The organism is Parvularcula oceani (genome assembly GCF_000733125.1).
Classification (GTDB): domain Bacteria; phylum Pseudomonadota; class Alphaproteobacteria; order Caulobacterales; family Parvularculaceae; genus Parvularcula; species Parvularcula oceani.
Genome location: NZ_JPHU01000017.1, coordinates 26,224 through 47,421, shown reverse-complemented (window position 1 = coordinate 47,421; position 21,198 = coordinate 26,224). Strand labels below are relative to the sequence as shown.

Below are 21,198 nucleotides of genomic sequence, written 5' to 3'. Positions count from 1 at the left end.
CGGACCGAGGAGAAGCATCGTGTCAGACTACCTTTCCGACTCAGAGGAAGCCGTCACCGAAGCAGACGAGTTCATGACGTCGCGCGAGGCGGCGGACTTCCTGAAGATCAACGAACGCACGCTCAGCAACATGCGCTACCAGCGCCGTGGGCCTGCCTACCGCAAGCATGGCGGGTCTGTCCGCTACGCCCTGACGGACTTGTTGGCCTGGTCCGAAGGCACCCGCGTCGCGTGCGACCATGACTGACGCTCGGCTCGACACGCCCCTGCACCTCACCCGCGTGCTGCTTTCCTACGAGCACCAGCGTGCTTCACGACGCATCTTCTTCGGCGAACCGATGCAGCGGCAGCCGGCCGGACGAGGCGTGAGCTACGCCTTCTTCGAGCCGGACTACACCTTCTGTTACGTAGTCTGGGAGGCGGGCAGCTACGGCACGAAGCAGTGGTCGTTGGTCGTTTGCCGTAGCGGACGACCTGGCGAAACGCTCGATAGAGTGGAAGGCGTGGAGCCAGGGGTGCGCGTTCTGCTTCGAGCGGGAACGGCGCATTACGTCCGCAAGGCGCTCGCGGTCATGGACGAGATCGTCGAGGAAGGCGCGGCTCTGACAACCGTGCCGGACGCCTATTGGCAAGCCGTTCAGGTCGCATTCGACGGGCGCAAGCCTGCTCCACCCTTCCAGCGATCTGACGGGTCAGCCGCGCTCCCCCTCGCAGAGACGAAACGATGACTGGCAGGCGCTTCATCGCGGCCGCTGCCGTCAGCAGCGTCGCCGCCATAGCCGTCGCCGCATCGATCGATACGGCGCCGAGGCTCGTTTACAACGGCAGCCGAAGCGTACCGGTCGGCTGGTACGTCGTGAGTCAGAAGGTGCGCTACGAACACGGGGACCTCGTCCTTGCGGACCCCCCTCCAGCCTTCGCGCGTTTAACAGAACGGCGAGGCTACCTTCCGCCCGATGTACCCCTCATCAAGCGCATCGCAGCGCTCGAAGGCGACAAGGTTTGTGCATCGGATAATACGCTCGACATACAGCTCCGAGATGGGGAAACGACCACCGTTCGGTCTCTCTCGATGGACCAATCCGGTTGGGTCATGCCTCGCTGGCAGGGCTGCCGAACGCTGTCCGCAGGAGAGGTTTTGCTCCTGCTTTCTGACACCGATCGATCGCTCGACGGCCGCTACTTCGGACCCGTTTCCCTCACCTCGATAAGGGGCGAGGCTCGGCCGCTGTTCGGCTCATGAGGGCGGCGCCAATGCGAAGAGACGTGCAGCTTGGACGGCGGAGCGAAGCGGAGAAGGCCAACGGCAAGATAAAGACCCGGCGCCAAATGGCGTTAGGCGCCTGTCTGCACGTCCTTTTCCCGTGTCCAAGATGGGAGGGGCTTGGACACGCTGACCTCGCTCAACGCCAGGCGGCACTTGGCGTTGCGGCTGGCGCCAAACGGCGATCGTGTCTTTCCGTGCAAAGACGTGCGGTATGAGCGGCGAGTTCGACTTCGATGACTTCCGCCCCCGTCCGGGGCGGATCGGGACGGATCGCAGCGGGCGTATCGCACCGACTCTCGACCGCATCGGGCAGGCCGCCGCGAAGTCCGCGGCGCGAGGAGGCCGGCTCGGCGGCAGCCGAGGGGGCGCATCACGCTCGGTCCGCTCGCCCTATGCCGGCGGCCGACGGGTCGTCGTGAAGGCGCGCGTCCATCGTCTTGCCGGCAGCGGCGCGTATCGAGCCGCTGCGCACCTTCGCTATCTACAGCGCGACGGGGCGGGCCGGGATGGCGAAGACGGACGATTCTACGACGCGCGCAGCGACGACGCGGATGGGGATGCCTTCCAGAAGCGCTGCGAGGGCGACCGACACCAATTCCGTTTCATCGTCTCGCCCGAGGACGGCGCGGAGCTGTCGGACCTGAAGCCGTTCGTCCGAAGCCTCGTCACCGACATGGAACGCGATCTCGGCACGAAGCTCGACTGGGTCGCGATGGACCACCACGACACCGAGCACCCGCACACCCATCTCGTCATGCGCGGACGGACGGATCGCGAGACGGATCTGCGCATGCCACGTGACTACATCGCCAGCGGCATCCGCGAAGCAGCGGAGGCGCGGCTCGACCGAACGCTCGGCCCGCCCTCTCCGGACGCGCAGTTGCGGAAGATCGCCGCCGACATCGAACGCACCCGACCGGGTCCGATCGACCGGCTCATCGAGCGCCAGGCGGACGCTTCCGGACTCATCGTTCCGACCCTCGTTCCGCTGCAGCGAGGGTCGGTCCTCGCGCCGGCCCACCTGGTCGCACGCTTGAAGCGGCTCGAAGCGTTGCAGCTTGCCGAGCGGATGGATGGGTCGGGCTGGCGAGTCGTGCCGAGCTACACGAGCGAGCTGCGCGCTCTGGCCACGCGTGAGGAGCGCTTCGCCCGCATTGAACGTGCCTTCTCAGGGCGAACAAACGCCCCCTCCCCGCACGACTACGCCCTCTATGAGCGGGAGCGCGGGCAACCGGTGACGGGCCGCGTCGCTGCGATCGGCCTGTCCGACGAGCTCCAGAGCGCACGCTATGCCGTCATCGAGACAACCGAGGGCCGCGCGATGCATGTCGAACTCGGCGGGGCGACGAACGACCGGCCGTTCCGCCGAGGCGACGTCGTCAGCGTCACGCCCGCGCGGACGGTCGCGAGTGAGGCCGACCGAACCATCGCAGCTGTCGCAGCACAGAACTGCGGACGCTACTCGCCGATCCTGCACGCGCAACAGGACCGGCGTGCCTCAGAAGCGTTCCTGCGAACTCATGTCCGCCGGTTGGAAGCGGAGCGGCGGGTCGGCAACGCCACGCGCGAACGCGATGGCTCGTGGACCGTCCCGCCCGACTACATCGACCGCGTCGAGGACGGACTTCGAGCGAAGGCCATTCGAGAACCCGTTCGGGTACAGGTCGAGGCCACGCTTTCGGTCGCCGAGCAAACGCGGACGCGCGGCGCGACCTGGCTCGACCGGATCGTCGTGCGCGACCTACCCGCAACGAGTCGCGATGGAGGTTTCGGCGCAGAGGTCACGACGGCCCTCGCGCAGCGACGGGACTGGCTCGTCACCGAAGGTTACGCAACGCGCGACGCGGCGGGACGGTTCACTCCAGCGAGGGAGATGTTGCGGTGCCTCGAAAGGGACGAGCTACGCGCGGTCGGAGAGCGCCTGTCGGCAGCGAGCGGCAAGGCCTTTCGCGACACTCGACCCGGTGAGACCGTCGAGGGTGTCTATCGCCGCCCGTTGGATCTCGCCTCCGGACGTTTCGCGATGATCGAGACCGAACGGGCCTTCGCGCTCGTTCCCTGGCGGGACGTGCTGGAACGCAACCGCGGCAAGGTGGTCAGTGGCGTAATGCGTGGCCGAACCATGTCCTGGACGCTGAACAGGGATCGAGGGCTTACTCGCTGATTGGCTTGGTTCGGAAGGTCGACGAGCGCTAGCGGACAAGAACTCTGCAGAACTTGCTGCTCGATGCAAAGTGGATAACCTCCCTGTAAACGAGGGAATGACCACACGATGCTGCCACCCATCGCCGTCTTGCTCGCTGCTGGCCCACTAATCACCATCACGCCTTCGCAAGACGAGACGTTAGTTGCCACGTTCGCCCTGCAGGAGTCGACGCAGGCGTATCACTTCGCGCCGAACGACACGCCGCAGCGGGCGGACGCTTGGGCGCCTATGGGCGAGGGATGGACATTCGATGGCGAAACGGTTGTCCGCGCTGATGGAAAGGCGTTCGATACGTTCAGACTCCGGATCGCTCCGGACCCGCGAGCACATGACCGCCGCTATGTTGTCTCCAGTCCTATCGGGGACGGCTGGTCCATCTACCTCGCTGCTTTCGGGGGAAAAGACGAACCTGTCCAGATTCGATTTGAGGGTTTCGGAGACGACGCCGTCTTGCGTCTGCCTCGGCATGGGGGCGGCGTGCACGCCGTCGTGACGACGGACAGCGATGATAGACGCGTCGCCTACGTCGGACCATCCGGACTGGTGCGCCCAGGCGACATGACACTGGTTGCCGGGCCCGAACTGCCCGAATGGGTCGCTGATGCACTAGTCGAGGATGCGGGCCGCGTCGCGCGAGTTCTAGAAGACCGCCTTGGCGCTCCGGCCCTGCATCCGCCAACAATCCTGGCGAGCTACCCTCCGCGGGGAGACGCGCTCAGCTTGAAGGGCGGCACCTTTGAAGGCGCAACCTTACGCCTTGTGATGAAATCCAACCTAGACGAGCGGGATGAGGATCGCGCGACGCAACTAGCCGCCTTCGCCGCGCACGAGACAGTCCACATTTGGCTGAACGAAGTCTGGGATACGGCGGAGAACGCGGAGCAACCCTGGCTGCACGAGGGAGTGGCGGAGTATCTCGCAGATCGTCTCAGCCTTGACCGCGTCACCTTCCAGGCGGAAGCCGCGCGGCACGTGACGGACTGTCTGGCCAATCTCGGGAACCGCCCACTCGATGGATCAGACGGTGCGGTCTATGGGGCCGTCCCGTATGATTGCGGTTTCACTCTGCAACTCGCTGCTGAGATCGCCTCACTCCGCCGGGACGGGGATGACGCCCTCGATCTGTGGCGCGCCGTGGTGGAGTCGGCGCAGGCGCATCAGTATGACAGCGCCATGTTCTTAAAAGAAGCGACGGAAAGGGGCGGCCGGGACTTCACCTCCGTTGCGGACGCTCTCCTCGCCGCCTCCGGGGATGGCAAGGCTGAAGCGGTCGCCGACGCGCTTGAGGCGGTGGATCTGACTGTCAGCTGGGCCGAGGCAGGATCGGAAGACGGCCCGGCCGTCGGCCGAGAGGCTATGGCAGCCCTGCAACGAGCGCATTGCGGCGGGAACATCAGCTTCTATAGCGAGTCAGACGGCTATCGCTTCGCACTGCCCGACCTGTGCGAGCCAGGCTTCCTCCACGATGCCTATGTTGTCGGTGTGCAAGGCATCTCCTTCGCGGCGGACGGTGTGGCGGCATACAACGCCATGAAGAACGTCTGCGATGAGAGAGGCGAACTGGTCCTAATCGTGAAGGACGAAACCCGTCTTGAACCGTTCAGGTGCGAGGCTTTACTGCCGCCAGCGCGTGGTGCCGCGCTGCTGGCGCGTCTGCCGGAATTGCCGGATTTGGACCGCTGATTCGCTCAGATCCGAACCATCCTACCACGGACCTGTTTCGGCAAAAGTTCGTTGTGCAAGTCGAGCTCAGCGCGGTCGCGGGTCTCTCCTGGAATCGTGACCCGCGACCGCGCTCAGCAGATACCCAAGCCCTGCCCACCAAACTTTTTTGCCTACACAATTTAGCACTGTTCTACTCCTATCACTCACTGAAATACTTTCGACTTCACACTAGGAAAAACCAGGTAAAACTGTGCATTTGATTTATCCGCTGACTTCCTGATCTTCTGCCCTCCGTTCGATGCTTCGGAGAGCCCCGCCTGTGACCAACGCTCGCATCAACGTCGCCTCCGCCTCGCTAGTGCTCGGCACGGCGCTCGCCGGCATCTGGGGCGGTACGCAGGTTGCGGCCGATGCGCTCGGCCACCAGGCGGCGCTCGGTCCGGCATGGTTCGAGGCGGCGGGCGTACCGGTCTATAAGCCCTGGCGCCTGTTCCAATGGTGGTACGCGTACGACGCTTACGCCCCGCACGTTTTCGATCGCGCCGGTACCGTGGCCGCATCGGGCGGCTTCGCCGGGATCGGCGTCGCGGTCGCGGCATCCGTCTTCCGCGGACGGCAGGGAAAAGCCGCAACAACGCACGGTTCGGCGCGTTGGGCGACCACCCGCGAAGTTCGAAAGGCGGGACTGCGCGCCCGAGACGGCGTCGTCCTCGGCAAGCATGGCGGCGACTACCTTCGTCATGGTGGCCCCGAGCACGTCATGGCCTTCGCGCCTACGCGGTCCGGCAAGGGCATTGGACTCGTTGTGCCGACGCTGCTGGACTGGACCGGCTCCGCCGTCATCCACGACATCAAGGGCGAGAACTGGCAGCTGACGGCCGGCGCCCGTGCCGAACGCGGCGCGGTCGTCCGCTTCGATCCGACCGACGCTCGCTCCGCTCGGTTCAATCCCCTGCTCGAAGTCCGGCGCGGCGAGCACGAAGTTCGTGACGTTCAGAACATCGCGGACATCCTCGTCGACCCCGAAGGCTCGCTCGAGCGGCGCAGCCATTGGGACAAGACGGCCCACGCCCTTCTCGTCGGAACCATCCTACATGTGCTGTACACTGAGGATAAGAAGACGCTCGCTCGTGTCGCCGAGGTGCTGTCGGACCCGACCCGGACCTTCGCCGAGACGCTACACGCGATGCTCGCGACGAACCACCTCGGCACGGATGACAGCCCGCGTGTTCACCCGGTCGTCGCTCAGGCCGCTCGCGAGCTGCTCAACAAGTCGCCGAACGAAGCGTCGGGCGTCCTCTCGACCGCGACCAGCTTCCTCTCGCTCTATCGCGACCCGGTCGTCGCCGCGAACACAGCCTCGTCCGACTTCCGCATCGCCGACCTCGCGCACGGAGAGCGGCCGATGTCCCTCTACCTCGTTGTGCCACCGTCCGACCTTAGCCGAACCAAGCCGCTCGTTCGCCTGATCCTGAACCAGATCGGCCGTAGACTGACCGAAGAGCTGCCAGGCGACCAGTCGAAGCGGCACGACCTTCTTCTCATGCTCGACGAGTTCCCAGCGCTAGGTCGCCTCGACTTCTTCGAGACCGCCCTCGCTTTCCTCGCTGGCTACAAAGTGCGCGCCTTCCTGATCGCGCAGTCCCTGAACCAGGTCAGCAAGGCCTACGGCGAGAACAACGCCATCCTCGACAACTGCCACGTCCGCGTCGCCTTCGCGACCAACGACGAGCGGACGGCGAAGCGCATCTCCGACGCGCTCGGCATGGCGACAGAGCACAGAGCGCAGCGCAACTACGCTGGTCATCGGCTCGCACCGTGGCTCAGCCACGTCATGGTCAGCCGTCAGGAGACAGCACGGCCGCTACTGACACCCGGTGAGGTCATGCAGCTGCCGCCTGCCGAGCAGATCGTCATGGTCGCGGGCACCCCGCCGATCCGTGCGCGCAAGCTCCGCTACTACCAAGACTCGAGCTTCGTCCGGAAGGTGCTGCCCCCACCGACCGGCGAAGGGCTGCAGGCCGGTCAGGGCGCGCCCGCCCTCCCCGCGCCCGACCGGCCGCAGCCGACCCATGACTGGCACGGTCTGACCGCCAGCGTTGCACCGACGCTTCGGGCGGCGACTGAGATCCATGGCGGCGACGACGAAGCCGGGTCCGGCGAGAAGAGCCAGGAGCGCCGTCCCGACGATGAGCGGGACGCCGGCGGAGAGATCGACCGCGCCCTGGCGGACGATCTCCTCGGTCCCGACGACGAAACGGACGCGAACCTCGTGAACCCTACCGACCGCATCCTACGCGAGCACACGCTCGGCGAAGCCAGAGGCGAAGACGGTCCCGGCATCGGCGGAGGGCTGTTCCGATGAAGCAGGTCAAGCCGAAGATGAACGTCCGTGTCCTGCCGGAGACGCTGCAGATGCTGGATCGGCATCCTCGTCGGTCCGGCGTCAGCAAAGGCTCGGTCGTGGACGCCGCGATCGCGCACTACTGCGCGCCGGAGCGGCAGGACGACGCCGTGCTGGAGCGCCTCAACCAGCACGCCAAGCGCCTCGACCGGATCGGTCGTGACCAACGCATCACGGCGGAGATGATCGCGCTCTTCGTCCGCTACTACCTGTCCGTCACGCCTGCCCTGTCCGAAGAGGCACAGCGGCTCGCGAAGCAGACCGGCGCGAAGCGCTTCGAGCAGTTCATCGAACGCGTCACCGAGCGGGTGCGTGGCGGCGGGGGCCTCACCGCGGAGGTGGCAGAGGACCTCACCCCGACCGCGGCGGACTTCTTCGGAACTGAGAAGGAGGCGAGCCGATGAGCAGTGCCGAGCGCCAGCACGCCATGTTCCTGACGGCCCTCGGTCCGCACGTTGCGGCCGCGCTACAGGACGAACGCGTCACGGACATCATGCAGAACCCCGACGGTCGACTTTGGGTCGACCGGCACGGCGATGGTCGCCAGTGTCTCGGCCGCGTCCTACCGGCGGCGGACGCAGAACGGATCGTCCGCTTCGTGGCATCCCACGTCCGCGCCGAGGCGCATGATAGCTCGCCGATCGTGAGCGCTGAGCTGCCCGGCACGGGCGAGCGCTTCGAAGGGCTGCTGCCGCCGATCGTGACGGCCCCGTGCTTCGCGATCCGACGACCGGCCTCGGTCATCTACACGCTCGCTGACTACGTCCGGTCCGGCGTGATGTCCGAAGGCGAGGCAGACGTGCTTCAGCACCTCGTCCGACACCGCCGCAACGTGGTCGTGGTCGGCGGCACGGGGTCCGGCAAGACGACTCTGGCGAACGCCCTACTCGCGGAAGTGGCGGGGCGACGCGAGCGGGTCGTGGTGATCGAGGACACGCGCGAGCTGCGTTGCGATACGGCGGATGCCGTCCGTCTACGTACGAAGCAAGGAACCGCGGATCTGACTGCCCTCCTTCGCTCGACGCTGCGCCTGCGCCCCGACCGCATCATCGTCGGCGAGGTTCGGGGACCGGAAGCGCTGGACCTCTTGAAGGCGTGGAACACCGGTCACCCCGGCGGCATCGCGACGCTGCACGCGAACAACGCGCGAGCAGGACTGACCCGGCTCGAGCAGCTCTGCGGTGAGGCGGCCATGAACGTGCCGCGCGGCATGATCGCACAGACCGTTCACGCCCTTGCCTTCCTGAAGGGGCGCGGTCGGCACCGGCGCCTCGACGAGATCGTCACCGTGCAGGGGCTGACCCCGGACGGAGACTACGACCTCGCGCCCTGCGTGAGCCTCCGGCCGGAGGGCGGACAGGCCGCTGCCTGACGCCCCCGTCCCAACCAAACTGACGTCAACCGAAGAAGGACCGACTATGGACACCACCCTCCCCTCCCTCGCTCCGGGAAAGAACAAACCGGCAACGAATACTGCTTCGACGCCGCCCGAGATGAAGCTGGCGATCCGCAACGTCGCGATCGCGAGTGCCCTGTTCGGCGTTGGCGTCGCCATGCTCGTGAGCGGCGCGCAGGCAGCCGGCTCCGGTATGCCGTGGGAGGCGCCGCTCGCGTCTATCCTTGCCTCGATCGAAGGGCCGGTCGCGAAGATCATGGCGGTGCTCGTCATCACCATGACCGGTCTGACGCTCGCTTTCGGCGAGACGTCGGGCGGCTTTCGCAAGCTCATCCAGATCGTGTTCGGCCTGTCGATCGCCTTCGCGGCGACGAGCTTCTTCCTGTCCTTCTTCAGCTTCGGCGGCGGAGCGCTCGTCCTTTGAGCGGGGGACGCACAAACGAAGGGGGCGGCGCGGTCAGCGCCGCCCTGCCGGACGGCTACCGCGTGCCGGTGCACCGGTCGCTCAGCGATCCGATCCTGCTCGGCGGCGCGCCGCGGGGCCTCGCCATTGCGATAGGCACGCTCGCGGCCGCGCTCGGCATCGGCCTGCAGCTCTTCGTGCCAGGCCTCCTGATCTGGGCGCTCGGCCACGGCGCCGCCGTCAGAGCCACCAAGCGCGACCCGGACTTCGTCCCCGTCGCCACCCGTCACTTGAAGCACAAGGCATACCTGTCATGCTGAACATCGCCGAGTACCGAGCGCGGCCTGCAATCCTCGCGGACTACCTGCCCTGGGCCTGCCTCGTCGCGCCGGGGGTGATTCTGAACAAGGACGGCAGCTTCCAGCGCACGGCCCGCTACCGCGGACCGGACCTCGGCAGCACGACGCCCGAAGGGCTCGTGCAAGCGACCGCCCGCATCAACAACCTATTGCGCCGCTTCGGCAGCGGGTGGGCCATCCACTTCGAGGCCCGGCGCCGGGAAGCTCGGAGCTACCCCAATAGCACCTTCGACTGCCCTGTAGCCTGGCTCGTCGACGAAGAGCGGCGCGGCCAGTTCGAAGCGGCGGGCGAGCACTTCGCGACCGAGACCTATCTAACCCTGACCTACCTGCCGCCGTCGGAGGCGAGCCGGAAGCTGTCCGGCTTGCTGATCGAGCGGTCCGACGAGGCGAAGGCCGCTGGACCCTCCTACTGGGACTACCTCGCGAGCTTCCGCACGCAGACGGACCGGACCTTCGACCTACTCGCCGACCTCTGTCCGGAGTTCGCGCCGCTCGACGACGACGAGACCCTCACGTTCCTGCACGGCTGTGTCAGCACGAAGGGTCACCCCATCCGGCGGCCGAACGTTCCTGCTTACCTCGACGCCTTCCTGATCGACACGCCGCTGACGGGCGGGCTCGCGCCGACACTCGGTGACCGACACTTGAAGACGCTCACCATCCTCGGCCTACCGCCGCACACCGAGCCTGGCCTACTGGACGCCCTCGCCTCGCTGCCCTTCGAACATCGTTGGACCACCCGCTTCTTGCCGCTCGACAAAGCGGAGGCGACGAAGGAGCTGACCCGGCTGCGGCGTCAGTGGTTCGCGAAGCGCAAGGGTGTCCTCGCGCTCGTCAAGGAAGCGATGACGCAGGAGGGGTCCGCTCTCGTCGACACGGACGCCGACAACAAGGCCGCCGACGCGGACGAAGCGTTGCAGGAGCTCGGCGCGGACTACGCGAGCTACGGCTACCTGACGACGAGCGTCGTGATCGCGGACGAGGACGCCGCTCGGCTGTCCGAGAAGGCGAAGCTGGTCGAGCGCGCGCTCGGGGGCTTGGGCTTCGCGACGATCGATGAGGATCTCAACGCGGTGGACGCTTGGCTCGGCAGCCTACCGGGCCACGCCTACGCAAACGTCCGTCGCCCGCTCGTCAGCTCACTGAATGCCTCGCACCTTATGCCCTTTGGCTCGATCTGGGCGGGGCCGGAACGGAACGACCACCTCGGCGGCCCACCGTTGCTGATCGCTAGTACGGAAGGCCAGACGCCGTTCCGCCTGACCACTCACGTCGGCGATGTCGGCCACACCGCGATTGTCGGCCCGACCGGCGCAGGCAAGTCCGTCCTGCTGTCGCTGATCGCGCTGCAGTTCATGCGCTACGAGGGTGCGCAGGTCTTCGCCTTCGATCGCGGCAACAGCGCTCGTGCGACAACGCTCGCTATGGGCGGCGCTCACTACCGGCTCGGCGAGGATCAGGGCTTCCAGCCCCTGCGCGCGATCGACACGCCCGAGGGCAGAACCTTCGCAGCGGACTGGCTGCGCGGCCTGATCGAAGAGCAGGGCTTGCCGGTCACGCCCGACATTCGCGATGCCGTCTGGACCGCGCTCGGCAGCCTTGCCGGTGCGCCGCACGAACAGCGCACCATGACCGGGCTCGTGCTGACGCTGCAGTCGAGCACCCTTCGGGACGCGCTGCGCCCCTACACCATCGATGGCGCCTATGGATGGCTGTTCGATGCGGATGAGGACCGCTTCGGCGGGGCCGGTGCCAGCGTTCAGTGCTTCGAGACCGAAGCGCTGATGGAGGCGCCCGCTGTCGTGCCGCCCGCCCTCGCTTACCTGTTCCATAAGCTCGAGGCGCGCTTCGACGGCTCGCCGACGCTGCTGATCCTCGACGAGGCGTGGACCTTCCTCGACCACCCGCTCTTCGCGGACCGGATCAAAGGCTGGCTGAAGACGCTCCGTAAGAAGAACGTCTCCGTCGTGTTCGCGACGCAGTCGCTCGCCGACATCGAGTCGAGCCCGATCGCTTCTGTCATCGCAGAGAGCTGTCCGACGCGCATCTTCCTTCCGAACGAGCGGGCAACCGAGGCGCAATCGCTCGGCGCCTACCGCGCCTTCGGCCTCAACGACCGTCAGGTCCAGATCGTCGCCAGCGCGACGCCCAAGCGGCACTACTACTACCAGTCGCCGCGCGGGAACCGGCTGTTCGACCTGGCCCTCGGTCCGGTCGCGTTCGCGCTCTGCGCAGTAGCCTCCCCGGATGACCAGCGCGCGATCGACCGTGTTCTCGCTCACGCAGGGGCGGACGGTTTCGCCGCTGACTGGCTCGCCGGGCGCGGCCTGCTCTGGGCGGCCGACCTGCTCACCGACCACTTTTGCCTCCCCGCCACCACCGAAGGAGCCTCAGCATGAAGAAGACCCTCGCCGCCCTGTTTGCGGTCTCCGCCCTCGGCATCGCTTCGCTGCCGTCCGCCAACGCGCTCTTCGGCGTCGGCGACATCGTCATCGACCCGACCAACCTCGCGCAGAACGTCCTGACCGCAGAGCGGACGCTGCGGCAGATCCAAAACCAGGTGCGCCAGCTCGCGAACGAGGCGCGCATGCTGCAGAACATGGCGAACGACCTACGCACCCTACCGACCTCGGTCATGTCCGACCTTCGCCGCGACCTCTACGAACTGGAGACCCTGATCGGCTCGGCGAGGGGTATCGCCTACGACGCGGTCGGCATTGACGATGCCTACGGCACCGTGTTCTCCGCGAGCTACGATCCGAATGTCGTCACCGCCGCCTCGCTCGCGGCAGACGCAACCACGCGCTTCGGGCTTAACCACGCGGCAGTCGAGGACAGCCTTCGCGCGCAGGTCCGGACAATCGACGCGCTGCGCGCTGACCAGATCACGCTCGAAGACCTCTTCCGCGAGAGCCAGGGCGCGACCGGCAACTTGTCGGCTCTGCAAGCCGGCAACCAGATGCAGGCGCTTGCCATCAAGCAGCAGATGCAGACGCAGGCGCTCCTCGCAGCGCAGGCTCGAGCGGATGCGACGGCGCAGGCCGCGGACCTTGCCGAGGCAGCCGCTGCGAAGGCCAGGCTCGCTCGCTTCCGCGGCGACGGCAACCGCTACACCCCGTCGGGCTGACCCGGTTGCGGAGCAGCTGGTTGCTGCTCCGCTCTCTCACTCCCAGACACCGCGCCCCCGGCGCCCCGCATACTTCGCGTCCGCTCGCGACGCCACGCTCTCCCTCTGCCTACGGACCGAAGATCATGGACGACCTTAGCGTCATCGACACGTTCCTGAAGACCTTCAGCACGTATATCGACAGCGGCTTCGGCCTGCTGCAGCCGGACGTCGCCTACCTGACGACCTTCCTCGTCACGCTCGACATCACCCTCGCCGGGCTCTTCTGGGCGTGGGGCGCCGGCACGGACGTCGTCCAATCGCTCGTGAAGAAGGTGCTCTACGTCGGTTTCTTCGCGCTCGTCATCGGGAACTTCTCTGCCCTTACTGACATCGTATTTCGAAGTTTCGCGCAGCTCGGCATCACGGCTTCAGGCGGCACGATCACTCCAATGAAGCTACTGTCACCGGGCTTCGTTGCGAACACCGGCGCCGCAGCGGCCGAGGTGTTCCTCGACGCCGTGGCTGAGTTCGAAGGGTTTCGTCAGGTCACTGCCAACCTCTTCGTCATCGTCCCGTTGCTGCTCAGTTGGCTTATCGTCGTCGCGGCCTTCTTCATCCTCGCCGTACAGGTCTTTGTCGCCATCATCGAATTCAAGCTGACGACGCTCGCCGGCTTCGTGCTCATCCCCTTCGCTCTTTGGAACAAGACTGCCTTCCTCGCGGAGCGAGTGCTCGGCAATGTCGTCGCCTCCGGCGTGAAGGTCATGGTCTTGGCCATCATCGTCGGCATTGGCACCAACGTCTTCGAGCGAATGCTCCCTCCTGATGGTGTCGAGATCACCCTCGACCACGGCCTCGGGATGATGCTCGCGAGCCTCTCCCTCTTCGCTCTCGGGATCTTTGGCCCAGGCATCGCAAACGGCCTCGTCTCGGGCGCGCCGCAGCTCGGGGCGGGTACAGCGGTCGGTACCGCGGCGGCCGTTGGCATTGGCGGCGGGCTCATTGCAGCAGGCACGGCCCGAGGCGCGACGGCTGGGGCAGGCGTCGTCGCTGGCGGTGCGGGCGCCGCGGCGAAGGCTGCTGCTGGCGCGATGGGCGGCGCGACGGCCGCCTTCGGCATGGCCAAAGTCGCGTCCGGCGCATCCGGGCTGAAAGGGACCACTGCCGGTCTCACCGGCGTCGCTAGAGCAGCGGGTGGCAGTGTGGCGAGCGGCGCATCTGGCGTCGCGACCCGTGCGACCGAAGGCGTTCGATCGTCATTCACTGCCGGCGAGCGTTCAGCGTTCGCCGCGACCGGCGGCAGTTCATCCACCGGTTCGATCGGCGGCACCGCGTCGTCCGTAGCGAGCCCGGTTAGCCAAGACGTGACCCCTGATTGGGCGCGCAAGGCAGGGCGCGCAGGTGCCGCCCGTGACGCCACTTCCATGACCGCCCGCACCATCGCCGACGGCGATCGTCCCGGCAGCGGAGCGAACCCCAACCTGAAGCAGGAGGACTGATCCATGATCTGGAAACGACCCAGCGTGCGCTACGGCGCGACGCCCGAACCCGTCACGCCCTACCAGAAGGCCGCGCAGGTCTGGGACGAGCGCATCGGCTCGGCCCGCGTACAGGCGAAGAACTGGCGCATCGCCGCCCTCGGCAGCACCGCCTGCGCCGCGATCGCGGTAATGGGCATGGCCGTGATGGCGAACCAGCCCCGCGTCGCGCCCTACGTCGTCGAGGTCGCGGCCTCCGGCGCCGTCCGCGCCGTCGGTGCTGCCGCCCGCACTTACGAGCCGACTGATGCGCAGGTCGCTTACCATCTCAGCCAGTTCGTGACGAAGGTCCGCTCCCTGAGCACTGACCCAATCGTCGTCCGGCAGAACTGGCTCGACGCCTACGAGTACGTCACCGACCGGGCCGCGCGAACGCTCAACGACTACGCACTGCGCAATGACCCCTTCGCCAAGGTCGGCGAGAAGACGGTCACGGTCGAGGTGGTCAGCGTCGTGCGCGCATCGCCCTCATCGTTCCAGCTGCGCTGGACCGAGACCACGCACCAGAACGGCGCTTTCACAGGTCGAGAACCCTATTCGGCCGTCCTGACGATCATTCGCCGCGAACCCCGAACCGAACTCGACCTCGCCGCCAACCCACTCGGGATCTTCGTCGACGCCTTCGACTGGTCCCGCGACTTCACCACCGGAGAAACCCGATGATCCGTTCTAAGAACGATATGGCAACGTCTACCGCGCTGCTAATGAGTACGGCCCTGGCCGCCTGTGCGACCACGCCGAGCCCTTCCACTAAAGCTGCGCCGGCCTTCGTCCCGGCCACGCTAGCGGAGGAGGCGCCGCCAGCGATCGAGATCGTCGAGGTCCCGAAGCCTCTCCCCCTGCCAGGGCAGCTGAAGCCTCGCCCGAAAGCCGTAGCCGCGGCGAAGGCCGAGACCGGCGCCCCCGCCGTTCTTTCCGGAACGACCGCAGCGCGCGTGGAGCCCGATGGTGATCGCTTCCTCAACGCTATCCAGGTCTACGACTACGCCCCCGGTGCGCTCTACCAGGTCTACGCTGCGCCGGAGCAGATCACGGACATCGCCCTGCAGCCGGGCGAACGGCTCGTCGACGTGTCCGCGGGCGACACGCTCCGCTGGGTGCTCGGCGACACGACGTCCGGGAGTGAGGAAGGGGCGCGCACGCACATCCTCGTCAAACCGACCGGTCCGGATCTGACGACGAACCTCGTCGTCACGACGGACCGCCGCGCCTATCACCTCGAGCTTCGTTCGACCGACGGCACCTACATGGCCGCCCTGTCCTGGCGGTATCCGCAGGATGATCTGCTCGCCCTTCGCGGGCGGGCTGCCGCGGCAGAACGTGAGGCAGCGAACACGGTCGCAGAGCGCGTCGACGTCGGCTCGCTCAACTTCGCCTACCGGATCAGCGGCGACCGTCCCGCCTGGCGTCCGCTACGCGCCTTCGACGACGGGACGCGAACCTATGTCCAGATGCCGGACGGCGGCGAAGCGGCCGTCCGGCCACCCCTCTTCGTCCTGACGGACGAGGACGAACCCTCGCTCGTGAACTACCGCGTCCGCGGTCAGTCCTACGTCGTCGACGGCCTCTTCGATGCCGCCGAACTGCGCCTCGGCGGCAAGCGCCAGCAGCGCGTCCGCATCGAGCGGACCGGAGGTCAGCGATGAGTGCGGCCGCCACCGTCGAGACCGTCGAGGGCCTGACGCTACGTGCTCGCCCACGACCCGTCGTGCGGCTGTCGCGAAAGGCGATACTTGGCGGGTCCGCTGCGGGGACCGGCCTGATCTTCGGCGCTATGCTGTTCGCGCTGAAGCCGCCGAGCGTGCGAACGGCCGATCCGACCCTACTACCGACGACAACGGCGAAGCCGACGACCGATGCCATCGATCGCCTACCGCGAAGCTACGAAGAAGCGGCAGCGCCACTACCGTCCGGTCCGATGCCTGCCCGCGTGCCGCAACTCGGTCCGCCCCTCCCGGGCGATCTCGGCGGCGGGCTGATCGAGACCGAGCGCTCGCTCGGCATCGACGCCGCTGCGGAGCTGCCGACCTATGACGAAACCGACATGCCGTTCCTACCCGATGCGGAAAGCGAAGCAGCGCGCGTCGAGCGCATTCGGCAGGCCCGGATCACCACGGCGGCTCGCGAGGCCGACGTCTTCTTCACTCTGCGCAGCCGCGGCGGGACAACGGAGGTCGAGAGGCTTACCGGCCTCGTTGCCGGCGACAGTTCTGCTGCCGCCATGCCTGACGATGTCACAACCCCGACGGGCACCTACCTCGCCCCGGGGACGGTCGTCCGCGCGAGCCTGCTGACGGCCGTGAACTCCGACCTCCCCGGCACCGCTGTCGCGCAGGTGACCGAGGATGTCGTGGACAGCCAGACCGGCGCGGCCGTTCTTATCCCGCGCGGCGCTCGTCTGATCGGTCGCTACGGAAGTGAGGTCGGCGCGTTCCAATCCCGCGCCGACGTCCGATGGAACCGCCTCGTCTTCCCGAACGGCGAAGAGGTGCTTCTGTCCGATCTGCCTGCCCTCGATCCGACCGGCGCCGCCGGGCTCGAAGACGAAGTCGATCGCCACACCGGACGCCTCGTCCGCGCCGGCCTGCTCTCTTCTCTGCTCGGTGTCGGTAGCGAGTTGGCGGTGAGCGGCGACGGCGGAACCGCCGAAGCCGTCCGGGAGGCCTTGCAAGGCACGACCAACGCCGCTGGCCAAACCCTCGTTCAGCAAGGCGCCACGGCCCAACCCACGCTGCGCATCCGCGCCGGCTTCGAGTTCGCGCTCGTCGTCGAGCGCGCCCTCCCTCTGCCCCCCTACGAAGGAACCCAACGATGACGAAGAAGACCCTCCGCCTCGGCCGCGAAGTCGCCCGCAAGCCCGTCCGCCTGACCTTCACGATCGGACCGGACCTCGCCGAAGAGCTGAAGCTCTACGCCGAAGCTTACGAGCGAGAGTACGGCGAGACGCAAACGCCGTCACAGCTCGCCCCGCACATGATACGAGCGTTTCTCGCGAGCGATCCGGGTTTCAAGGCGGCAAAACGCCAAGCTAGCTGAGCGACAACCCGCCGATAACGTCCTTTATCGGCGGGTCAGGACGTGCTCGAATTAGACGCATGACAAGCACTCGCCCCCTCACCCTCCCCGTTCTTCAGAAGGTCGCTCAGGCTCGCCGCAGCAAAAGCCGGCCGGACCTGATTGGCATCGGGCCGGACGACGGCGGGGCGGCAGTGAACGAGGAGGTCGGGAGGCTGATCGCCGAGGGGCACGTATCTGGTCCATCAACGTACTTCCAAGGGACGAAAGTGCACATTGCTGACGAGCTAACGCCGAGCGGCGAGGACCTGCTTCGCTCGCTCGGGGGCAAGCCATGAAACGCAACATGGACCTCGTACGGCAGCTACTCCTTGCGATCGAGGCGCAAGGCCCGATCGCGCGCGGGATGCCTAACATCGACGGGTATGCACGAGACGAGATTGACCACCATCTGACGCTGCTTCGGCAAGCTGGGTTCCTTCCTCAGATAGAACGGCCGCGGCAAAGCGAACTTCCCGTGAGGGGGTTGGCGCGGCGGGTCTCTGATCCTGTCGAGCTGACCTGGAAAGGCCACGACTTCCTCGACACGATCCACGACGAAGGCGTGTGGTCGAGCACGAAGGAAGCGGTCGGCAAGGTCGGCGGCACGGCCGCGCTGGAGACGTGGAAGGCGGCGGCCACGGCCGTCTCGACGGCAGCCGTCACGGCGAGCATCGCGGCCCTGAGGGGCGGTGCATGACGACCGCCCTCCTCCCTTTCGACGTCCCCCTGCCCGCCCCGGTCGCGTCCGACCCCCCACCTCTCGTCCCACGTCTAGTGGCGGACGCCGACGAGGACGCAGCCTGCGCGTATGCCGAGTTCGTGACGGCGACGATCCGTAACCCAAATACCCGGCGGGCCTACGCCCGGGCAGGGGCGCGTCTGTTCGCGTTCCTGGAGGCGCGCGGCGTAACGGACTTCCGCGACGTCCGCTCGATGCACGTGGCCGCGCATGTCGAGGCGCTCGCCGAGCGCTACGCGGTGCCGACCGTAAAGCAGGAGCAGGCGGCCGTGCGGCACCTTCTGGACCGGCTCGTCCTCGCGCACGTCCTGCCTACGAACCCCGCCGCGAGCGGAAGGGGGCCGCGCACGCCTCGACGCGGACGACCCAGCTCTACGATCGGCGGGCGGACGAGGTGACGCTCCACGAGGTCGAGCGGGTGATGGTTTAGGTGCGTCGACTCCTTCGGTCCGTCCTCGTACTAAGATCAAGCATTCGGAAGCGGGTCGCCCGAGTTTGGCCCGCCGCGCGTCGCGGGTCTGCTATGCGTCGCCTCATCGTAAGCCAAGCACGGGTTCCCATCGCGGCGCTTGTTACCGCTGCTTCCCGAACCTCCGCCCGAGCTGAACTTGCGGGCCTTCGAGCTGCTTACGCCTTTCGACGAGCGGCAACCGGTCGTCGGCGTTTGCTTTGGATCACGAGGCTGCTCCTCATGATTATTGGCGTTCCCCTGATCGTCCTGTGGACCTCAACGATCATCGATGCGGTCTATGTGTTCGGCGAAGTCGATGTGCAGGCTGTCCGGGCCCTACTCGTCTCTTCGGGCGCGGCGCTTCTAGGAGCTTCGGCCATCGTGTCGTCGCTCGTCCTATTCGCGATGCAGGTGAACGTGGAGCGGATGCCGTTCGGCCTGTTCCGGCGGTTCGGGGCAGACGCTCGCCTCCTATGGGCTTTCGCCGCCACCTTCGTGCTGTCCCTAGCCGTCGCGACTTCCTCACTTCTGGTCTCTCCGGCTGCGGCGCCGATTGTACTCGCGGTCGCTCTGACTGCAGCGACCGTGGTTCTTTTCCTATTCCTCTACACCTACCGGCGCGCTTTAGCCCTGATCAGTCCCCACCAGCAGCTCGCGTTCATTCGTCGGGACGTTGCGCGGGAGGCGCGCCGGTGGGGACGCAGAGCCTCACGTGCTGCGCTCGTGATGGAAGCGAACGATCAGGAGCTTCCGAAGCTGCGCAGGCAAGGGACAGACCCAGCCCGCCTCGCCTTCTTCAAACTGAACCCCGAATGGTCGGGAACAGCTGAGCGAGGAGTGTCCTACGCGGCCGTTCTGGCCCGTCGGTATGCCGGCCAAGGCGATCACGAAGTGTCCCGCGAGGCGCTGCGGCTCATCATCGAGATCAACTTCGCCTACGTGCGGGCACGCGGTCGGACGTTCTTCCCTCAGAACCCGTTCCTACCCACCCCGCTTGCGACGGAAGGTTTTGTGAACCTGTCGCTCGAGCAGCTGCGGCAGGATGCACGAGCGGCCTTGGACGCAGGGGATGAAGAGCTTGTTCGTCAGATCCTCGGCGCCCTCCACGGCCTCGTTCATACCTACCTGGAGATCGACTACGGCGACGAGATGGCTACCCGGACGCATGCCCATCTCGCGGCGGCGTACCTGACCGGAGAGGTCGAGCGTGTCCTACTGAAGGCGATGCCTGATGTCCTGATGGAGGGCCTGCGCCTGATGGGCCGATCGGCCGGCGCTCTTCTAGTCGTGGAGGGACCGAACGCAATCACCACACTCGCCAGCAAGATCACTAGCATCTCAGCAGCTGCCGTCGTGAAGCCCGACCACCGCCCCGCCACCCTTGAAGGCATGGAGCAGCTCGCCCGCCTCACGATGCAGCTCCTCCGTACGCCGCACCACGATGTGAAGCACGCGGGTCAGCGCCTTAGAGACAACGTGGCGTTCGTCGCAACGACGATGATGAAGCTTGTCCCTGAGGCCCCTCCCGCACGGGAGCACGATGACTATCTCGCTCCCTACTACTCCATGACCTCACCGACAGCGCTGCATGCTCAAGTCGTGGAGCTAGCGAACGCCGCGATCGCCGCCCGGGCGGACGATGAGCAGGCTCGCAAGATCCTTCGCAACTTCGCGCAGTGGTCGGACGGCATGTATCGGACCTACAAGGAACTCCTTCTGCTAGCGCTTGAGCGTGAGTCCGGACTGGCCTTCCACCTCGTGAGTGGCATCAAAAGCATGACGGGAGTGCTCGTCGCGCTGTCCAATGCGTCTGCCTGTAGTGATCACGTTCGGGCCGAACTGAGACGGAACGCTCGCTGGCTGATTTCTGTTCTCTCCTGGGTTCCGCGTAGTGAGGGTACGGTCCACCGCGTCGAGGCCTTCCAGATGACCAAAACGCTCTTCGAGGCGACGCTCGAAGCGCAGCGGCGCGGAGCTGCCGATGTCGCATCCGCTGCGCGCGAGATTCTTCTGAAGTGGACCGTCGAAGGCGGCGCGAACGGTCAGGGGTGGGCGATTCTGCCGAGGGGAACGTGCGCGCTCGCGGTCCTTGTAGTTGCTGACGATGATGCGGAACCCGAAGAGATGCTAGCTTGTCTCCGCGCCGCTCTCGCGGAGGTATCGAATCTCGAACCGGACGTTCGGGACCGAACTGCTCGGGAGTTGAGGGAAGAGGCAGTTAACCCCGGTCAACAGCACTGGAGTTCGTCGATTGGACGTGAAGCGAGGGAGGTGGACCGCGATGCGTTAAGAGCCCTCTTAATGAAAGCCGCCGACGTCATCTCGCCTGCTTGAACGGGCGGTGGTATGAGCCACCGCCCGTTCAAGCTGCAACAAGCTACTTCTTACTCGGGAGGCGATCATCACGCTGGAAAGTGCGAGGCGGGCGATCATCCGTTGGCGGGGAGTTTTGCTCGCTGGTCTTTTCGGGCGTGTTTTCGGTATCTTTGCTCATTGGCCGCCTTTCCTAGTGGGCTTGTTCACATCCTCTTTGACATACTCTCGACGGGGACGATCTGTCTCGCGGTCGCGTTCACGCTCCTCCGGTTTGGGCTGCTTGTT

Annotated in this window: 20 protein-coding genes; all 20 read left to right on the top strand. The window is 66.4% G+C overall.

Annotated features, from left to right (window positions below):
* Positions 1 to 19: 19 nt before the first annotated feature.
* The 20 genes from IE88_RS16785 to IE88_RS0114690 all read left to right on the top strand — a co-directional run bounded on the left by IE88_RS16785 (position 20) and on the right by IE88_RS0114690 (position 20,931).
* The gene (locus IE88_RS16785) at positions 20 to 247 is read left to right on the top strand and encodes a helix-turn-helix domain-containing protein (RefSeq protein ID WP_036767452.1); all 228 of its coding nucleotides are present in this window, start codon (positions 20 to 22) and stop codon (positions 245 to 247) included.
* Positions 240 to 728: a DUF2840 domain-containing protein gene (locus IE88_RS17595; protein ID WP_051882331.1), complete on the top strand. Its 489-nt coding sequence runs from the start codon at positions 240 to 242 to the stop codon at positions 726 to 728. The genes IE88_RS16785 and IE88_RS17595 overlap by 8 nt, the downstream gene beginning before the upstream one ends.
* On the top strand, positions 725 to 1,243 hold the full coding sequence (locus IE88_RS0114780) for a S26 family signal peptidase (RefSeq protein WP_031555989.1): 519 nt from the start codon (positions 725 to 727) through the stop codon (positions 1,241 to 1,243). Before IE88_RS17595 ends, IE88_RS0114780 begins: the two co-directional genes overlap by 4 nt.
* A 235-nt stretch (positions 1,244 to 1,478) precedes the next feature.
* Positions 1,479 to 3,431 carry a DUF3363 domain-containing protein gene (locus IE88_RS0114775; protein WP_031555986.1) on the top strand — a complete coding sequence of 651 codons (1,953 nt, stop codon included), beginning with the start codon at positions 1,479 to 1,481 and terminating at the stop codon, positions 3,429 to 3,431.
* Between the two features lie 108 nt (positions 3,432 to 3,539).
* Positions 3,540 to 5,156 (top strand): M1 aminopeptidase family protein, encoded by a 1,617-nt coding sequence (locus IE88_RS0114770; RefSeq protein WP_031555983.1) that lies wholly within the window; start codon positions 3,540 to 3,542, stop codon positions 5,154 to 5,156.
* A 301-nt stretch (positions 5,157 to 5,457) separates the two neighbouring features.
* Positions 5,458 to 7,503, top strand: a complete 2,046-nt coding sequence (traG, locus tag IE88_RS0114765) for an IncP-type conjugal transfer protein TraG (RefSeq protein WP_081871714.1) — start codon at positions 5,458 to 5,460, stop codon at positions 7,501 to 7,503.
* On the top strand, positions 7,500 to 7,946 hold the full coding sequence (locus IE88_RS0114760) for a hypothetical protein (protein WP_036767450.1): 447 nt from the start codon (positions 7,500 to 7,502) through the stop codon (positions 7,944 to 7,946). The genes traG and IE88_RS0114760 overlap by 4 nt, the downstream gene beginning before the upstream one ends.
* Positions 7,943 to 8,914, top strand: coding sequence for a P-type conjugative transfer ATPase TrbB (gene trbB, locus IE88_RS0114755; protein ID WP_051882330.1), 972 nt, complete (start codon positions 7,943 to 7,945; stop codon positions 8,912 to 8,914). Before IE88_RS0114760 ends, trbB begins: the two co-directional genes overlap by 4 nt.
* Before the next feature lie 121 nt (positions 8,915 to 9,035).
* A complete protein-coding gene (locus IE88_RS0114750; RefSeq protein WP_031555974.1) occupies positions 9,036 to 9,362 on the top strand; it encodes a TrbC/VirB2 family type IV secretion system protein in 327 nt (108 codons plus the stop codon).
* Positions 9,359 to 9,661: a conjugal transfer protein TrbD gene (locus IE88_RS0114745; protein WP_420330141.1), complete on the top strand. Its 303-nt coding sequence runs from the start codon at positions 9,359 to 9,361 to the stop codon at positions 9,659 to 9,661. Before IE88_RS0114750 ends, IE88_RS0114745 begins: the two co-directional genes overlap by 4 nt.
* Positions 9,655 to 12,102, top strand: coding sequence for a conjugal transfer protein TrbE (gene trbE, locus IE88_RS0114740; RefSeq protein WP_031555969.1), 2,448 nt, complete (start codon positions 9,655 to 9,657; stop codon positions 12,100 to 12,102). The genes IE88_RS0114745 and trbE overlap by 7 nt, the downstream gene beginning before the upstream one ends.
* A complete protein-coding gene (gene trbJ, locus IE88_RS0114735) occupies positions 12,099 to 12,830 on the top strand; it encodes a P-type conjugative transfer protein TrbJ (RefSeq protein WP_031555966.1) in 732 nt (243 codons plus the stop codon). Before trbE ends, trbJ begins: the two co-directional genes overlap by 4 nt.
* A gap of 125 nt (positions 12,831 to 12,955) precedes the next feature.
* Entirely contained in the window at positions 12,956 to 14,311 is a 1,356-nt protein-coding gene (trbL, locus tag IE88_RS0114730; protein WP_031555964.1) for a P-type conjugative transfer protein TrbL, read from the top strand.
* A gap of 3 nt (positions 14,312 to 14,314) precedes the next feature.
* Entirely contained in the window at positions 14,315 to 15,013 is a 699-nt protein-coding gene (trbF, locus tag IE88_RS0114725; RefSeq protein ID WP_031555962.1) for a conjugal transfer protein TrbF, read from the top strand.
* A 41-nt stretch (positions 15,014 to 15,054) separates the two neighbouring features.
* A complete protein-coding gene (trbG, locus tag IE88_RS0114720; RefSeq protein WP_238319320.1) occupies positions 15,055 to 15,996 on the top strand; it encodes a P-type conjugative transfer protein TrbG in 942 nt (313 codons plus the stop codon).
* 128 nt (positions 15,997 to 16,124) lie between these two features.
* On the top strand, positions 16,125 to 17,165 hold the full coding sequence (locus IE88_RS16780) for a TraB/TrbI/VirB10 family type IV secretion system protein (RefSeq protein WP_162178362.1): 1,041 nt from the start codon (positions 16,125 to 16,127) through the stop codon (positions 17,163 to 17,165).
* Positions 17,162 to 17,386 (top strand): DUF2274 domain-containing protein, encoded by a 225-nt coding sequence (locus IE88_RS0114710; RefSeq protein ID WP_031555947.1) that lies wholly within the window; start codon positions 17,162 to 17,164, stop codon positions 17,384 to 17,386. The genes IE88_RS16780 and IE88_RS0114710 overlap by 4 nt, the downstream gene beginning before the upstream one ends.
* A 313-nt stretch (positions 17,387 to 17,699) precedes the next feature.
* Positions 17,700 to 18,104, top strand: a complete 405-nt coding sequence (locus IE88_RS0114700; RefSeq protein ID WP_051882328.1) for a DUF2513 domain-containing protein — start codon at positions 17,700 to 17,702, stop codon at positions 18,102 to 18,104.
* Positions 18,101 to 18,544 (top strand): site-specific integrase, encoded by a 444-nt coding sequence (locus IE88_RS0114695; RefSeq protein ID WP_031555938.1) that lies wholly within the window; start codon positions 18,101 to 18,103, stop codon positions 18,542 to 18,544. Before IE88_RS0114700 ends, IE88_RS0114695 begins: the two co-directional genes overlap by 4 nt.
* A 293-nt stretch (positions 18,545 to 18,837) precedes the next feature.
* On the top strand, positions 18,838 to 20,931 hold the full coding sequence (locus tag IE88_RS0114690; RefSeq protein WP_156032638.1) for a hypothetical protein: 2,094 nt from the start codon (positions 18,838 to 18,840) through the stop codon (positions 20,929 to 20,931).
* Positions 20,932 to 21,198: the final 267 nt, after the last annotated feature.

What these genes read in the sequence shown, in the direction of transcription:
- IE88_RS0114775 (WP_031555986.1), top strand. Translation starts at nt 1,479, where the DNA reads ATGAGCGGCGAGTTCGACTTCGATGACTTCCGCCCCCGTCCGGGGCGG.
- IE88_RS0114770 (WP_031555983.1), top strand. Translation starts at nt 3,540, where the DNA reads ATGCTGCCACCCATCGCCGTCTTGCTCGCTGCTGGCCCACTAATCACC.
- IE88_RS0114750 (WP_031555974.1), top strand. Translation starts at nt 9,036, where the DNA reads ATGAAGCTGGCGATCCGCAACGTCGCGATCGCGAGTGCCCTGTTCGGC.
- IE88_RS0114780 (WP_031555989.1), top strand. Translation starts at nt 725, where the DNA reads ATGACTGGCAGGCGCTTCATCGCGGCCGCTGCCGTCAGCAGCGTCGCC.
- IE88_RS0114695 (WP_031555938.1), top strand. Translation starts at nt 18,101, where the DNA reads ATGACGACCGCCCTCCTCCCTTTCGACGTCCCCCTGCCCGCCCCGGTC.
- IE88_RS0114690 (WP_156032638.1), top strand. Translation starts at nt 18,838, where the DNA reads ATGATTATTGGCGTTCCCCTGATCGTCCTGTGGACCTCAACGATCATC.
- trbG (WP_238319320.1), top strand. Translation starts at nt 15,055, where the DNA reads ATGAGTACGGCCCTGGCCGCCTGTGCGACCACGCCGAGCCCTTCCACT.
- IE88_RS16780 (WP_162178362.1), top strand. Translation starts at nt 16,125, where the DNA reads ATGCTGTTCGCGCTGAAGCCGCCGAGCGTGCGAACGGCCGATCCGACC.
- trbL (WP_031555964.1), top strand. Translation starts at nt 12,956, where the DNA reads ATGGACGACCTTAGCGTCATCGACACGTTCCTGAAGACCTTCAGCACG.
- IE88_RS0114710 (WP_031555947.1), top strand. Translation starts at nt 17,162, where the DNA reads ATGACGAAGAAGACCCTCCGCCTCGGCCGCGAAGTCGCCCGCAAGCCC.
- trbB (WP_051882330.1), top strand. Translation starts at nt 7,943, where the DNA reads ATGAGCAGTGCCGAGCGCCAGCACGCCATGTTCCTGACGGCCCTCGGT.
- trbJ (WP_031555966.1), top strand. Translation starts at nt 12,099, where the DNA reads ATGAAGAAGACCCTCGCCGCCCTGTTTGCGGTCTCCGCCCTCGGCATC.
- trbF (WP_031555962.1), top strand. Translation starts at nt 14,315, where the DNA reads ATGATCTGGAAACGACCCAGCGTGCGCTACGGCGCGACGCCCGAACCC.
- IE88_RS17595 (WP_051882331.1), top strand. Translation starts at nt 240, where the DNA reads ATGACTGACGCTCGGCTCGACACGCCCCTGCACCTCACCCGCGTGCTG.
- IE88_RS0114760 (WP_036767450.1), top strand. Translation starts at nt 7,500, where the DNA reads ATGAAGCAGGTCAAGCCGAAGATGAACGTCCGTGTCCTGCCGGAGACG.
- trbE (WP_031555969.1), top strand. Translation starts at nt 9,655, where the DNA reads ATGCTGAACATCGCCGAGTACCGAGCGCGGCCTGCAATCCTCGCGGAC.
- IE88_RS0114700 (WP_051882328.1), top strand. Translation starts at nt 17,700, where the DNA reads ATGAAACGCAACATGGACCTCGTACGGCAGCTACTCCTTGCGATCGAG.